The following is a 14834-nucleotide window of genomic DNA, read 5'->3' on the forward strand; positions in this document are numbered from 1 at the left end:
CTGCGTTGGCTCCAGTTAGGGGTTTTTGTTAAGAATAGCTAAAGGATGCAACGGCGAAAGCGCAAGCGGGGAGCTTTCCCTCAGGAATGCCGGGGAACATCACAGAATTTTTCACGTAAGGAACACATGCAAACAGTTAAACAATGCGCCGGTGCGCTCTTTCTCGCGCTTTTATCGCTGCCCGCGCAGGCGCATCCGCACAGCTTTATCGGCCTGCAGACGGCGCTGGTGGCGGACAACGGCCAGCTTACCGGGCTGCAAATGCGCTGGACGATGGATGAAATCACTTCAGCGGATCTGTTGTATGACGCGAAAGACGCAAAGCCAGGAGATGAGATCTGGAAAAAACTCGCCGCCGAAGTGATGGCCAATGTGCTGGGGCAGCACTACTTCACCGAATTCTGGCACAACGGCCAGAAGGTGAAGTTCCTCAATCGCCCCAGCCAGTACGGTATGGCGCGGGAAGGGCATCAGGCGGTGCTGACATTTGTACTGCCGCTGGCCGAGCCGCAGCCGCTGGCCGGACAGACCTACACCTTTTCCACTTTCGATCCCACCTATTATGTGGACATGAGCTACGCCCGGGACCAGGACGTGACGCTGCCCGCGGCGCTGCAAAAAAGCTGTCAGCTGAAGGTGGATACGCCGACGCCGGGCGAAGAAACCCTGAAGTTCGCGCAGTCGCTGGATAAAGAGGACGCGCCGCCTGAAGACATGGCGCTGGGACAACAGTTCGCGCAAAAGGTGACAGTCACATGTCAGTGATAGGCCAGACGATGAAACGCCCGCGACGCTGGACGGCGCTCTGGCCGCTGGCGCTGTTTATTATTGTGGCCGCCGTGTGCGGCATTTTGCTGTGGCAGCACTGGTCATGGATCCTGTATGAAAGCGTTGGCTGGCAGCGGGATGTCAACAGACGCATGAGCGGGCTGTTACAGGCCGTGGCGGATAATCCGGCAAGGGCAGGCGGCTCGCTGCTGGCATTCAGTTTTCTCTACGGCGTGCTGCATGCGCTGGGGCCGGGGCACGGCAAAGTGGTGATCGCCACCTGGCTTGCCACCCATCCGTCAAAACTGCGATCCAGTATTGGCCTGACGCTGGCCGCTTCCTTATTACAGGGGCTGGTGGCGATTGCGCTGGTGGTGGTGGTGCTGACGCTGCTTGAGCTTCCCGCCCGGCAACTGCATATCAGCGGAGCCTGGCTTGAGAAAGCCAGCTATGCGCTGGTGGGTGTGCTGGGCGTAATGTTATGCGTTCGTGCGCTGAAAAAGTTATGCCGCTTATTCCGGCGACCAACCTTTAAATCCTTCACGCCGCATCATGTCCATGACGAGCACTGCGGCTGCGGGCATCAGCATCTGCCCACGCCGGATCAGTTACAGAGCGGCGATGACTGGCGGGCGCGGCTGATGATCGTGCTGTCGATGGGGATGCGTCCCTGTTCAGGCGCGCTGATGGTGCTGCTGTTCAGTAAGGTAATCGGGGTGTTTGGCTGGGGTATGGCGTCAGCAATGGCGATGGCGGCAGGCACCTCGCTGACCATTTCGTCGCTGGCGCTGCTGGTGCACAGTTTCCGTCAGTTTGCAGTGAAGCTTGGCGGCAATAAAGCGCCGGTATTGTGGCGGCAGATTGGCTGGAGCACGCTGGCGCTGGCCGGAGGGGCAGTGCTGGTAGTAGCGGCAGTGGTGATGTGGATGAGCGCGGTAACGCCGGTGCGGGGGTTAAGACCGTTTTGATACCGCCGGATAGCGCTGCGCTTATCCGGCCTACAAAACGGTAGGCCCGGTAAGCGAAGCGCCACCGGGCAAAACCAGACAGTTCCGCAGGCCCGGTAAGCGAAGCGCCACCGGGCTAAACCAGACCAATTAACGCTTCAGCGCATCGCTCAGTTCGTCACGCATGTTCGCCAGCATGGCTTTCACCACGCGCGGGTTACCTGCCACGATGTTGCCGGTATGCATGTAGTTATGGTTGCCGGTGAAATCACACACCAGGCCGCCTGCTTCACGCACCAGCAGTTCGCCCGCGGCGAAATCCCACGGCTTCAGGCCAATCTCAAAGAAACCATCCACGCGACCGGCGGCAACATAGGCCAGATCCAGCGCGGCAGAACCGGTGCGACGGAAGTCAGCGCACTCGGTAAACAGTTTGCCGATCACATTGATATAGGATTTGGAATGCTGTTTGGCTTTGAACGGGAAACCGGTCGCCAGAATAGTGCCGTCCAGATCGCGGGCGGTGCTGCCGCGCAGACGGTAGCCGTTCAGCTGTGCGCCCTGACCACGGGTAGAGGTGAAGAGTTCGTTACGCATTGGATCGTAAACCACAGCGACTTCAGTGCGGCCTTTAATACGAACAGCGATGGATACCGCGAAGTGCGGCAGACGTTTGATAAAGTTGGTGGTGCCATCCAGTGGATCGATAACCCATTGTACATCCTGATCTTCGCCTTCAAGCTCACCGCTTTCTTCGGTGATGATGGTGTGCTGCGGGTAAGATTTGCGAATGGTTTCGATAATCACTGCTTCAGCAGCTTTATCAACGTTAGTCACAAAATCATTGCTGCCTTTCTGGCTTGCTTCAACAGCGTCCGGGGTTTCATAGTTTTTGGCAATTAAATTACCCGCCTTGCGCGCTGCGCGCACGGCGATGTTCAGCATCGGATGCATCGGTCTCTCTCACTGGATGTTAAAGAACGGGGGAAAACGGCGCAGAGTATAGCAGCGAGTTCGTTATCTGTCTTCGGTTTATGATAATATGCGTGAATAATCTTTAGCCGTAGAAAACTTATGCTGCAAAATATCCGTATCGTACTGGTTGAAACTTCTCATACCGGCAACATGGGCTCGGTCGCCCGCGCCATGAAAACCATGGGCCTGACCAATCTCTGGCTGGTGAATCCGCTGGTTAAACCTGACTCGCAGGCCATCGCGCTGGCGGCAGGCGCCAGCGACGTGATCGGCAACGCCAATATTGTGGATACGCTGGATGAAGCGCTGGCGGGCTGTAGCCTGGTAGTCGGGACCAGCGCCCGTTCGCGTACCCTGCCGTGGCCGATGCTGGATCCGCGCGAGTGCGGCCTGAAAAGCGTCAGCGAAGGGCAACATGCGCCGGTGGCGCTGGTGTTTGGCCGTGAACGCGTCGGTCTGACCAACGAAGAATTACAGAAGTGCCACTATCATGTGGCCATTGCCGCCAACCCGGAATACAGCTCGCTGAACCTGGCGATGGCGGTGCAGGTGATCGCTTATGAAGTACGCATGGCGTGGCTTGCCACCCAGGAAAGCAGTGACGCGCAGCCGGAGGAAATCCCCTATCCGCTGGTGGACGATCTGGAGCGTTTTTACGGTCATCTGGAACAGACGCTGCTGACCACCGGTTTTATCCGCGAGAACCATCCGGGGCAGGTGATGAATAAACTGCGCCGCCTGTTTACCCGTGCGCGCCCTGAAGCTCAGGAACTTAATATTCTGCGCGGCATGCTGGCGTCGATTATTGAGCTGAAGAATAAAGAGAAGTAACGGTGGCTTGCCCGGTTTGAACACCCCAGGCCCGCGCAAGCGAAGCGCCGCCGGGCAAGACAATAAAGACGGCACAGAAGGTCAAATACCTGACTAAAACAGTCAAGTAAATAGTTGACCATTTTAGTCGGGAATGTCAGACTTGCGCCTGCTATGCAACACTACATATTTTAATAACAACCCCGGGCAGGGGCGCGTTTGAGGTTAAGTAAGACATGAGACTAACATCTAAAGGCCGTTATGCCGTTACCGCAATGCTGGACGTTGCACTCAACTCCGAAGCTGGCCCGGTTCCGTTGGCAGATATTTCTGAACGTCAGGGTATTTCCCTTTCTTACCTGGAACAACTGTTCTCCCGCCTGCGCAAAAATGGCCTTGTTGCCAGCGTTCGCGGTCCAGGTGGCGGCTACCTGTTAGGCAAAGACGCCAACAGCATTGCCGTAGGCGAAGTGATCAGCGCCGTTGACGAATCCGTAGACGCCACCCGTTGCCAGGGTAAAGGCGGCTGTCAGGGCGGCGATAAATGCCTGACCCATGCGCTGTGGCGCGATCTGAGCGACCGTCTGACCGGCTTCTTAAACAATATTACGCTGGGCGAACTGGTGAATAACCAGGAAGTCATGGACGTGTCCGATCGTCAGCACAGCCAGGAATCACAACGTAATACCCGCGCGCAGGACGCCATCGACGTTAAGCTGCGCGCCTGATTATCCGACTCGATTCGGATAATACATAAAAAAATAGAGAATTTCTGAATCAGGCCGGGACCGCGTGTTCCGCCCCTTCGGTCGTACATCCAGCCGATTGCCTGATTCCTTGCATTAGAGTGATGTACGGAGCTTAAAAGCAATGAAATTACCAATTTATCTCGACTACTCCGCAACCACGCCGGTGGACCCGCGTGTTGCCGAGAAGATGATGCAGTTTCTGACCATGGACGGGACCTTTGGTAACCCGGCCTCCCGTTCCCACCGTTTCGGCTGGCAGGCGGAAGAAGCTGTTGATATCGCCCGTAACCAGATCGCTGAACTGGTTGGCGCAGACCCGCGTGAGATCGTTTTCACCTCGGGCGCGACAGAATCCGATAACCTGGCGATCAAAGGCGCTGCCAACTTCTATCAGAAAAAAGGCAAGCACATCATCACCAGCAAAACCGAACACAAAGCGGTTCTCGACACCTGTCGTCAGCTGGAGCGTGAAGGCTTTGAAGTGACCTATCTCGCCCCGCAGCGTAACGGCATCATCGACCTGAAAGAACTCGAAGCGGCGATGCGTCCGGACACTATCCTCGTGTCCATCATGCACGTGAACAACGAAATCGGCGTGGTGCAGGATATTGCGACCATCGGCGAACTGTGCCGCTCGCGTGGCATCATCTTCCACGTGGATGCCACCCAGAGCGTGGGTAAAATCCCGGTCGATCTGACGCAGCTGAAAGTTGACCTGATGTCCTTCTCCGGTCACAAAATCTACGGTCCGAAAGGCATTGGCGCGCTGTACGTGCGTCGTAAGCCGCGTATCCGTATCGAATCCCAGATCCACGGCGGCGGTCACGAGCGCGGTATGCGTTCCGGTACGCTGCCGGTGCATCAGATTGTCGGCATGGGTGAAGCCTATCGTATCGCCAAAGAAGAGATGGAAACCGAGATGGCGCGCCTGCGCGTCCTGCGTAACCGTCTGTGGGATGGCGTGAAGGATATGGAAGAAGTCTATCTGAATGGCGATCTGGAGCAGGGCGCGCCGAACATCCTTAACGTCAGCTTTAACTACGTTGAAGGCGAGTCCCTGATCATGGCGCTGAAAGACCTGGCCGTCTCCTCGGGCTCCGCCTGTACGTCTGCAAGCCTTGAGCCATCCTACGTGCTGCGCGCGCTGGGCATGACTGACGAGCTGGCGCACAGCTCTATCCGTTTCTCGCTGGGTCGTTTTACGACTGAAGAAGAGATCGACTACACCATCGAGCTGGTACGCAAATCCATTGGCCGTCTGCGCGACCTTTCTCCGCTGTGGGAAATGTTCAAACAGGGCGTGGATCTCAACAGCATCGAATGGTCACATCATTAATCGGTTTCGGCATCAGGAGAATAGAAAATGGCTTATAGCGAAAAAGTAATAGATCACTACGAAAACCCGCGTAACGTTGGCTCTTTTGACAACAGCGATGACAGCGTTGGCAGCGGCATGGTGGGTGCACCGGCCTGTGGCGACGTCATGAAACTGCAGATCAAAGTCAACAACGACGGCATCATCGAAGACGCGCGTTTCAAAACCTACGGCTGTGGCTCTGCTATCGCGTCCAGCTCGCTGGTCACCGAGTGGGTGAAAGGTAAATCACTGGACGAAGCCCAGGCGATCAAAAATACCGATATCGCTGACGAGCTTGAACTGCCGCCGGTGAAGATCCACTGCTCTATCCTGGCAGAAGATGCGATTAAAGCCGCGATTGCGGATTACAAAAGCAAACGTGAAGCCAAATAGTTGAGGTTTGTATGTCGATTACCCTTAGCGACAGTGCTGCCGCGCGCGTAAATTCCTTCCTGGCCAACCGTGGAAAAGGGTTTGGCCTGCGTCTGGGCGTCAGAACCTCTGGCTGTTCTGGCATGGCGTACGTACTGGAGTTTGTTGACGAACCGGCGGCTGAAGATACCGTTTTCGAAGACAAGGGCGTGAAAGTCGTGGTCGACGGCAAGAGCCTGCAATTCCTCGACGGCACTCAGCTGGACTTCGTAAAAGAAGGCCTGAATGAAGGGTTTAAATTCACTAACCCTAACGTTAAAGATGAGTGTGGTTGCGGCGAAAGCTTCAACGTTTAATCGTGCCTGAACCAACAAACCCCACCTCAGCCCGCTGTGTGTGGGGTTTGCTTTAACTGATCAACCCCGGAATGGTTATGGACTACTTCACCCTCTTTGGGTTGCCCGCCGGTTATCACCTCGATATCCAGGCGATGACAGCTCGTTTTCAGGATCTGCAACGTCAGTATCATCCTGACCGGTTTGCCAGCGGCACCCCAGCCGAACAGCTTGCCGCGGTACAACACTCCGCCACGATCAACCAGGCATGGCAAACGCTGCGCAACCCCTTAACGCGCGCCGAATATTTGCTCTCGCTGCATGGTTTTGATTTATCCTCCGAGCAGCATACCGTACGTGATACGGCGTTCCTGATGGAACAGCTTGAGCTGCGCGAAGAGCTGGATGAGATCGAACAGGCGAAGGATCTCGACAGGCTTGAAGCCTTCCAGACCCGCATCGGCACGCTGTACAACGCCCGTCAGCAGCAGATGATCGAACAGTTAGACGCGAAATCCTGGGACGCGGCCGCCGATGCTGTGCGCAAACTGCGTTTTCTCGATAAACTACGCAGCACGACAGAACAACTCGAAGAAAAGCTGCAAGATTTTTAATTTCGGAAGCTAACATGGCCTTATTACAAATTAGTGAGCCTGGCATGAGCGCTGCGCCGCATCAGCGTCGGCTGGCGGCAGGCATTGACTTAGGCACCACCAATTCGCTGGTGGCTACCGTGCGTAGCGGCCAGGCAGAAACCCTGCCCGACAGCCAAGGGCGTCACCTGCTGCCCTCGGTCGTGCATTATCAGCAGAACAATCACTCAGTGGGTTATGACGCCCGCGACAACGCCGCCCGCGATCCGGTCAATACCATCAGTTCGGTAAAACGCCTGATGGGGCGCTCGCTGGCGGATATTCAGGCCCGTTACCCGCATCTGCCGTTGCAGTTGCAGGCCAGTGAAAACGGTCTGCCGATGATCGCCACCCCGGCTGGCTTGCTGAATCCGGTGCGTGTGTCCGCGGATATCCTTTCCGCACTGGCTGCCCGCGCTAAAGAGGCGCTGGCGGGCGAACTCGACGGCGTGGTGATCACCGTACCTGCCTACTTCGATGACGCCCAGCGTCAGGGCACCAAAGACGCGGCGCGTCTTGCCGGGCTGCACGTGCTGCGCCTGCTTAACGAGCCGACCGCGGCGGCCATTGCCTACGGTCTGGATTCCGGCACCGAAGGGGTCATCGCGGTTTACGATCTGGGCGGCGGCACCTTTGATATTTCCGTCCTGCGTCTGAGCCGCGGCGTGTTCGAAGTGCTGGCTACCGGCGGCGACTCCGCGCTGGGCGGCGATGATTTCGATCACCTGCTCGCGGATCATATCCGTGAGCAGGCGGGCCTGAACGATCGCAGCGACAACCATCAACAGCGCGAGCTGCTGGATGCGGCCATTGCGGCGAAAATTGCCTTAAGCGATGCCGACAGCGTTGAAGTTAACGTGGCTGGCTGGCAGGGCACTATCACCCGCGAGCAGTTCGATGCGCTGATCGCGCCGCTGGTGAAACGCACGCTGCTTTCCTGCCGTCGCGCCCTGAAAGATGCGGGCGTCGAAGCCAGTGAAGTGCTGGAAGTGGTGATGGTCGGCGGTTCAACCCGCGTGCCCCTGGTGCGCGAGCGCGTCGGCGAATTCTTTGGCCGCACGCCGCTGACCTCCATCGATCCCGATCGCGTGGTCGCCATTGGCGCGGCTATCCAGGCCGACATTCTGGTGGGTAACAAGCCGGACAGCGAAATGCTGCTGCTGGACGTCATCCCGCTATCCCTCGGCCTTGAAACCATGGGCGGACTGGTGGAGAAAGTGATCCCGCGTAACACCACCATTCCGGTAGCGCGTGCGCAGGAATTCACCACCTTCAAAGATGGGCAAACCGCCATGTCGATCCACGTGATGCAGGGCGAGCGCGAGCTGGTGCAGGATTGCCGTTCGCTGGCCCGCTTTGCGCTGCGTGGCCTTCCGGCGATGCCGGCGGGCGGGGCGCATATCCGCGTCACCTTCCAGGTGGATGCTGACGGACTGCTTTCCGTCACCGCGATGGAGAAATCCACCGGCGTGGAAGCCTCTATTCAGGTCAAACCGTCGTACGGGCTGACCGACAGCGAAATCGCCACCATGATCCAGGATTCCATGAGCTTTGCCGGGCAGGACGTGAAAGCGCGTATGCTGGCGGAGCAAAAAGTGGAGGCGGCGCGCGTGCTGGAAAGCCTGCAAAGCGCGCTTGCTGCCGATGCCGCGCTGTTAAGCGCCGCAGAGCGTCAGGCCATTGACGACGCTGCCGCGCATCTGCGCGCGATGGCGGAAGGCGATGACACCGACGCAATAGAACAAGCCATTAAAAATACAGACAAACAAACCCAGGAATTTGCCGCTCGCCGCATGGACCAGTCGGTCCGTCGTGCGCTGAAAGGCCATTCCGTAGACGAGGTTTAACATGCCTAAGATTGTTTTTCTGCCTCATCAGGACCTCTGTCCGGATGGCGCAGTTCTGGAAGCGAAAACCGGTGAAACCATTCTCGACGTGGCGCTGCGCAACGGTATCGAGATTGAACACGCCTGCGAAAAATCCTGCGCCTGTACCACCTGCCACTGCGTGGTGCGCGAAGGTTTTGACTCGCTGAACGAGAGCACCGAAGACGAAGACGATATGCTGGACAAAGCCTGGGGGCTGGAGCCGGAAAGCCGTTTAAGCTGTCAGGCCCGCGTCGCCGACGAAGACCTGGTGGTCGAGATGCCGCGCTACACCATCAACCACGCGCGGGAGCATTAATATGGGCCTCAAGTGGACCGACAGCCGCGAAATCGGCGAGGCGCTGTACGACAGCCGCCCGGATCTGGATCCGAAAACCGTTCGCTTCACCGATCTGCACCAGTGGATTTGCGACCTGGAAGACTTTGATGACGATCCAAACGCATCCAATGAAAAAATTCTGGAAGCGATTCTGCTAGTCTGGTTAGATGAAGCAGAATAATTAAACGGGCTGCCTGCGGGCGGCCCTTTTAACATACAGGCCAGAAAGGATAAAAAAATGACAACTGAAGCCATGAACATCACCTTATCCACCGCGCCTGCCGACGCGCGCTGGGGCGAAAAAGCGACCTACAGCATCAATGCTGAAGGCATCATGTTGCACCTTAACGGTAAAGACGATTTAGGCTTGATCCAGCGTGCCGCGCGTAAAATCGACGGGCTGGGTATTAAACATGTGGCGCTGGCTGGTGAAGGCTGGGACGTGGATCGCAGCTGGGCTTTCTGGCAGGGTTATAAAGGGCCGAAAGGCAGCCGCAAAGTGGAGTGGGCCAGCCTGCCGGAAGCGGAGCAGAAAGAGCTGGACAGCCGCCGTAAAATTATCGACTGGGTGCGCGACACCATCAACGCCCCGGCTGAAGAGTTAGGCCCGGAGCAGCTGGCAGAGCGCGCGGTCGATCTGCTGAGCGACGTGGCTGGCGACCAGGTCAGCTATCGCATCACCAAAGGCGAAGATCTGCGCGAGCAGGAGTACATGGGGATCTACACCGTGGGTCGCGGCTCTGAGCGCACGCCGGTACTGCTGGCGCTGGACTACAACCCGACCGGCGACAAAGATGCCCCGGTGTTCGCCTGTCTCGTCGGCAAAGGCGTGACCTTTGACTCCGGCGGCTACAGCATCAAGCAAAGCGCCTTTATGGACTCCATGAAGTCCGATATGGGCGGCGCGGCCACCATCACCGGCGCGCTGGCCTTTGCCATCACTCGCGGGCTGAAAAAACGCGTCAAACTTTATCTCTGCTGCGCCGACAACCTGATCAGCGGCAATGCCTTCAAACTGGGCGATATTATTCGCTATCGTAACGGCAAAACCGTGGAAATCATGAATACCGATGCGGAAGGCCGCCTGGTGCTGGCTGACGGCTTAATCAACGCCGACAAGCAAAAACCGCAGATGATCATCGACGCAGCCACCCTGACCGGCGCGGCGAAAACCGCCCTGGGTAACGACTACCACGCACTGCTGAGCTTTGACGACCAGCTGGCTAACCGTCTGCTGGCGAGCGCCGCTGCCGAAAACGAACCGTTCTGGCGTCTGCCGCTGGCGGAGATCCATCGCAGCCAGCTGCCGTCGAACTTTGCAGAGCTCAATAACACCGCCAGCGCGGCTTTCCCGGCGGGTGCCAGCACCGCGGCAGGTTTCCTGTCCCACTTTGTGGAAAACTACAAACAGGGCTGGCTGCACATCGACTGCTCCGCAACCTATCGTAAGGCGGCGGTGGAACAGTGGTCCGCAGGGGCGACCGGTCTGGGCGTGCGTGCCATCGCGAACCTGTTGACGGCGGAATAAGCATGTCGGAAACGAAAAACGAACTGGAAACCTTGCTTGAGCAGGCGGCCACGGAACCTGCACACCGCCCGGCATTTTTCCGGGCGCTGATGACGGCCACCGTCTGGGTGCCGGGTACGGCAGCAGAAGGGGAGGCCGTGGTCGCAGACTCCGCGCTGGAGCTTCAGCACTGGGAAAAAGATGACGGCACTTCGGTGATCCCGTTCTTTACCTCGCTGGAGGCCTTACAGCAGGCGGTAAGCGACGAGCAGCCATTTGTGGTGCTGCCGGTGCGTACGCTGTTTGAAATGACGCTGGGCGAAACCCTGTTCCTGAACGCCAAACTGCCGACCGGTAAAGAGTTCACGCCGCGCGAAATCAGCCATCTGGTGGGTGGGGAAGAAAACCCGCTCAGCCAGCAGGAAGTGCTGGAGGGCGGTACTTCGCTGTTGCTGTCAGAAGTGGCGGAGCCGCCCGCGCAGATGATCGATTCGCTGACCACGCTGTTTAAGACCCTGAAAACGGTGAGGCGCGCCTGGCTGTGCTCCATCAAAGAAGGGGCCGACGCGCCGGCGAATTTACTGATTGGCATTGAAGCGGAAGGCGACATCGAAACGGTGATCCAGACCACGGGCAGCGTCGCCACAGACACCCTGCCGGGGGATGAACCCATCGACATCTGTCAGGTGGTGGAAGGCGATAAGGGCATCAGCCACTTTATGATGGCGCACATTACGCCGTTTTATGAAAAGCGCTGGGGCAGCTTCCTGCGCGACTTCAAACAAAACCGTATTATTTGATCAGCACACAGGCCGGATAAGGCGCTTGCGCCGCCATCCGGCGTACTGTCACCCCGCCTTTGTAGGCCGGATAAGGCGCTTGCGCCGCCATCCGGCAAACTGTCACCCGATCTTTGTAGGCCGGATAAGGCGTTTACGCCGCCATCCGGCACAGTATCAACCGGTCGCTTCAAGCAACAGCAAATCCATCAGCAGCACCAGATTCGACTCAAACGAGGTCACGCCTGCGGCCTCGGCATCGTAATGCACCGCTTCGTCATACAGCGGAAAGTGCAGATCCGCCATCCCCGCCAGGGTATTCGCCGAGGCGCGGGTAAAGGCCACCACCGTCATGCCGACATTCGCGGCGATCGTCGCCTTATCCACCACCTGCTCCGTTTCGCCGCTGCGCGATACGGCAATAAACACTTCATAGCGCGCCGCATTGCTGAGAAAAATATTGCGGCTGTCACCCGGCCCGGAAATAAACGCCGTCTTGCCCAGCACCTGTAGCTTCTTGGTCAGGTATTCAGCAAACAGATAGGAAAACCCGGCGCCATAGAGAAAAAAGCTCTCTTTTTCCCGCAACAGCGCCGCGAACTGGCGGCGTTTTTCTTCCGTCACCCAGCGAAAGGTTTGCTGATAGTTATTGATAAACTGGCTGAACAGCGCGGGCAGATCCGCGCTCAGCCCCGCCTCCACGCCGATATGTGGCGTGTCGGACAGCAGTTGCTTACAGTGCCAGATAAGCTCGCTGTAGCCGCTGAATCCGAGCTTGCGGCATAAACGCATAATGGTGGCGGTGGAAACGTAGGTCGCCTGCGCCAGATCGCGCACGGTCATTTTGCCCACCTGCAGCGGGTGCGCCGTCAGATGGGCCAGTACGCGGTACTCCGCCCGCGTCAGCGATTTACTGTGCGTCAGCAACGGCGCCAGTCGGTTATCCATATCCGTGGTTATCCTTGTTTATACAGGCTCAACGGGCAGATCGTCCCGCGCGCCCCATTCACTCCATGAGCCGTCGTACAGTTTGACATCGTTGACGCCAAGCGTTGCCAGCGCAAGGATCACCACCGCCGCCGTGACGCCGGAGCCGCAGCTGGCGATAATCGGCTGATGCAGATCCACACCCTGACGCGCAAAGATTTCTTTTAACTCATCGGTGGTTTTCAGCTCGCCTTCAATCACCAGATCCGGCCAGGGCACGTTAAGCGCGCCGGGAATATGGCCGCGGCGCAGACCGGGGCGAGGTTCGTCGGCTTCGGCGTTAAAGCGTGCCGCCGGACGGGCATCCACCAGTTGCGCCGTGCGTTCATGACTCACCAGCAGCACATCGGTAAGACGTTTTACACGATCGGCATCGAAGGTCGCCTCGAAATCGCTTTCCGCTTGCGTGACTTCCCCCTCCTGTAGCGGCAGCCCGGCGCGCTGCCAGCCCGCCAGCCCGCCCGCCAGAATCGAGACGGTCTCAACGCCAAAGGCTTTCAGCATCCACCAGGCGCGCGGCGCGGAAAACAGGTTGCCTTCATCGTAGACCACCAGATGTTTACGGTGATCGACGCCCAGCTCGCGCATCGCCACCGCAAAGGCTTCGGCGCGCGGCAGCATATGCGGCAGGGGAGTGCTGTGATCGGAAAGGGCTTCGATATCAAAAAAAACCGCGCCCGGCAGGTGCCCGGCGCGGTATTCAGCGTTCATATCCCGCAGATGCTCCTGTCCGGCAGGGGCCATACGGGCGTCAATAATCTGGATTTCAGGATCATCACTGTGTTCGATGAGCCAGTCGGCTGCGACAAAATACGAGGTGGTCATGGTTATCTCCGTCAGCGTCTTTACCCGTCATACTTCAAGTTGCATGTGCGTTGGCTGCCTTCGTTCACCCCAGTCACTTACTTGTGTAAGCTCCTGGGGATTCGCTCAGTTGCCGCCTTCCTGCAACTCGAATTATTTAGGGTATGTATTAACGGATTGTCGGTGTTTTTTCTCACACCGACAAGGTCACCATCGCTAAGTCGCGAGCAAGCTTCAGAAAATCACACGGATTCTCCGTCTCGCCAGGCTTTTTTCAGCGCTGGCCAGTAGTCCTGATTCGCCTCGATCATGTCATCCAGAATCGCTTTCGCATGCTGCATGGTCGGCACGGTACGGTTAAGGGTGAAGGCCTGGAGCGCTTTCTCGTAGCTGCCTTCAATGGTGGCTTCCACCAGCAACTGCTCTGACGCCAGCTGTTGCATTAACAGCGTCTGGTGGAATAACGGCACCGCGCCCATGCGCACCGGCTCCGGCCCCTGCGAGGTGATATACGCGGGCACTTCCACCATGGCGTCGTAGGGCAGGTTCGCGATTGCGCCTTTGTTTTCCACAATCACCAGATGGCGCTGACGCAGGTTAAACGCCAGCGAGCAGGCCACATCGACGATAAAAGCGCCATGCACGCCAACGTGAAAGGCATCGGGGAGAATACCGGTACGCTGATACTCTTCGGCTGCGGCAAATAGTTTTTTCTCGCGCCCGTTCATCACTTCATTGGCGCGGGTGATGTTCGGATCCTGATGTTCGACGATCTGATTCGGCATCAGGTAATACTGTAAATACGGATTCGGCAGGTACTCCGGGAAGTGCTCCATAATCGGCTGGATGTTACGCCAGGTTTTCACCCACGACGGATCCGAGTGCTGCGGATCGGTTTGCGCCGCATCTTCCGTCAGCAGGCCAAATTTCGCGATATGCCGACGCAGTTCCGGCAGGCGATCTTCGCCATCCACCAGCACGCGGGTAAACCAGCCGAAGTGGTTCAGACCAAAATAATCCACCTCCAGCTTATGGCGATCCACCCCGAGAATAGCGCCCATATTACGCATGGCGGCGACCGGCATATCACAGATATTCAGCACCCGCGCATGAGGACGCAGACGTCGTACCCCTTCGGCAACGATAGCCGCCGGGTTGGAATAGTTGACGATCCAGGCGTCTTTATGGGCATAGCGCTCCACCAGATCGATCAGTTCCACCATCGGCAGAATAGTACGCAGGCCGTAGGCCAGGCCGCCAGGCCCGCAGGTTTCCTGACCTACCACGCCGTGACGCAGAGGGATTTTTTCATCCTGCTCGCGCATTTTGTACTGACCGACGCGCATCTGGGCGAAGACGAAATGTGCGCCGCTAAAGGCCACTTCCGGATCGCTGGTGACGGTAAACCTGATGCTCTGGCTGTGATCGCGGATCACTTTTTCCACTACCGGCGCGATGGTGTTCTGACGCGCGGCGTCGATATCGTAAACGCGGATCTCCGCCAGCGGAAAATCTTCCAGGCGCACCATCAGGCTTTTTACGATGCCAGGGGTGTAGGTGCTGCCGCCGCCGGCGATAGCTAAAATAAAGGGAGGTTTAAACATGTT

At 57.7% G+C, this 14834-nt stretch carries 17 protein-coding genes; 13 read left to right on the top strand and 4 right to left on the bottom strand.

The features are described from left to right. Nucleotides 1-126 precede the first annotated feature (126 nt). On the top strand, nucleotides 127-765 hold the full coding sequence (locus ACQUTD_RS14945) for a DUF1007 family protein (protein WP_072569355.1): 639 nt from the start codon (nucleotides 127-129) through the stop codon (nucleotides 763-765). Next, nucleotides 756-1736 carry a HoxN/HupN/NixA family nickel/cobalt transporter gene (locus ACQUTD_RS14950; RefSeq protein WP_473277289.1) on the top strand — a complete coding sequence of 327 codons (981 nt, stop codon included), beginning with the start codon at nucleotides 756-758 and terminating at the stop codon, nucleotides 1734-1736. Before ACQUTD_RS14945 ends, ACQUTD_RS14950 begins: the two co-directional genes overlap by 10 nt. Nucleotides 1737-1865: 129 nt before the next feature. Here ACQUTD_RS14950 and suhB read toward each other — a convergent pair whose 3' ends face one another. After that, on the bottom strand, nucleotides 1866-2669 hold the full coding sequence (gene suhB / locus ACQUTD_RS14955; RefSeq protein WP_072569353.1) for an inositol-1-monophosphatase: 804 nt from the start codon (nucleotides 2667-2669) through the stop codon (nucleotides 1866-1868). A 120-nt stretch (nucleotides 2670-2789) separates the two neighbouring features. On the opposite strand from suhB, the gene trmJ reads away from it, so the two are divergent. The 11 genes from trmJ to sseB all read left to right on the top strand — a co-directional run bounded on the left by trmJ (nucleotide 2790) and on the right by sseB (nucleotide 11457). Continuing rightward, complete coding sequence (trmJ, locus tag ACQUTD_RS14960) at nucleotides 2790-3521, top strand: tRNA (cytosine(32)/uridine(32)-2'-O)-methyltransferase TrmJ (RefSeq protein ID WP_318362710.1); 732 nt, start codon at nucleotides 2790-2792, stop codon at nucleotides 3519-3521. A 215-nt stretch (nucleotides 3522-3736) separates the two neighbouring features. Next, a complete protein-coding gene (iscR, locus tag ACQUTD_RS14965; protein WP_072569351.1) occupies nucleotides 3737-4228 on the top strand; it encodes a Fe-S cluster assembly transcriptional regulator IscR in 492 nt (163 codons plus the stop codon). Nucleotides 4229-4370: 142 nt separating this feature from the next. Continuing rightward, a complete protein-coding gene (gene iscS, locus ACQUTD_RS14970) occupies nucleotides 4371-5585 on the top strand; it encodes a cysteine desulfurase (protein WP_072569350.1) in 1215 nt (404 codons plus the stop codon). A 27-nt stretch (nucleotides 5586-5612) separates the two neighbouring features. Then, the gene (gene iscU, locus ACQUTD_RS14975) at nucleotides 5613-5999 is read left to right on the top strand and encodes a Fe-S cluster assembly scaffold IscU (protein WP_064327000.1); all 387 of its coding nucleotides are present in this window, start codon (nucleotides 5613-5615) and stop codon (nucleotides 5997-5999) included. A gap of 11 nt (nucleotides 6000-6010) precedes the next feature. Further along, the gene (gene iscA / locus ACQUTD_RS14980; RefSeq protein WP_072569349.1) at nucleotides 6011-6334 is read left to right on the top strand and encodes an iron-sulfur cluster assembly protein IscA; all 324 of its coding nucleotides are present in this window, start codon (nucleotides 6011-6013) and stop codon (nucleotides 6332-6334) included. 77 nt (nucleotides 6335-6411) lie between these two features. Next, nucleotides 6412-6927 carry a co-chaperone HscB gene (gene hscB / locus ACQUTD_RS14985; protein WP_318374409.1) on the top strand — a complete coding sequence of 172 codons (516 nt, stop codon included), beginning with the start codon at nucleotides 6412-6414 and terminating at the stop codon, nucleotides 6925-6927. A gap of 14 nt (nucleotides 6928-6941) precedes the next feature. Then, nucleotides 6942-8792, top strand: coding sequence for a Fe-S protein assembly chaperone HscA (hscA, locus tag ACQUTD_RS14990; RefSeq protein ID WP_473277290.1), 1851 nt, complete (start codon nucleotides 6942-6944; stop codon nucleotides 8790-8792). 1 nt (nucleotide 8793) lies between these two features. After that, nucleotides 8794-9129, top strand: coding sequence for an ISC system 2Fe-2S type ferredoxin (fdx, locus tag ACQUTD_RS14995; RefSeq protein ID WP_318362713.1), 336 nt, complete (start codon nucleotides 8794-8796; stop codon nucleotides 9127-9129). 1 nt (nucleotide 9130) lies between these two features. Beyond that, the gene (gene iscX / locus ACQUTD_RS15000) at nucleotides 9131-9331 is read left to right on the top strand and encodes a Fe-S cluster assembly protein IscX (protein ID WP_064544436.1); all 201 of its coding nucleotides are present in this window, start codon (nucleotides 9131-9133) and stop codon (nucleotides 9329-9331) included. 57 nt (nucleotides 9332-9388) lie between these two features. Next, nucleotides 9389-10678, top strand: coding sequence for an aminopeptidase PepB (pepB, locus tag ACQUTD_RS15005; protein ID WP_473277291.1), 1290 nt, complete (start codon nucleotides 9389-9391; stop codon nucleotides 10676-10678). 2 nt (nucleotides 10679-10680) lie between these two features. Next, on the top strand, nucleotides 10681-11457 hold the full coding sequence (sseB, locus tag ACQUTD_RS15010) for an enhanced serine sensitivity protein SseB (protein WP_473277292.1): 777 nt from the start codon (nucleotides 10681-10683) through the stop codon (nucleotides 11455-11457). 156 nt (nucleotides 11458-11613) lie between these two features. On the opposite strand, the gene ACQUTD_RS15015 is transcribed toward sseB, so the two are convergent. The 3 genes from ACQUTD_RS15015 to ACQUTD_RS15025 all read right to left on the bottom strand — a co-directional run bounded on the left by ACQUTD_RS15015 (nucleotide 11614) and on the right by ACQUTD_RS15025 (nucleotide 14831). Then, nucleotides 11614-12384, bottom strand: coding sequence for a MurR/RpiR family transcriptional regulator (locus tag ACQUTD_RS15015; protein WP_318374405.1), 771 nt, complete (start codon nucleotides 12382-12384; stop codon nucleotides 11614-11616). Between the two features lie 18 nt (nucleotides 12385-12402). After that, complete coding sequence (sseA, locus tag ACQUTD_RS15020; protein ID WP_318374404.1) at nucleotides 12403-13248, bottom strand: 3-mercaptopyruvate sulfurtransferase; 846 nt, start codon at nucleotides 13246-13248, stop codon at nucleotides 12403-12405. 221 nt (nucleotides 13249-13469) lie between these two features. Beyond that, complete coding sequence (locus ACQUTD_RS15025) at nucleotides 13470-14831, bottom strand: 6-phospho-alpha-glucosidase (protein ID WP_318374403.1); 1362 nt, start codon at nucleotides 14829-14831, stop codon at nucleotides 13470-13472. Between the last annotated feature and the right edge of the window lie 3 nt (nucleotides 14832-14834).

Source organism: Enterobacter sp. K510 (genome assembly GCF_055804875.1).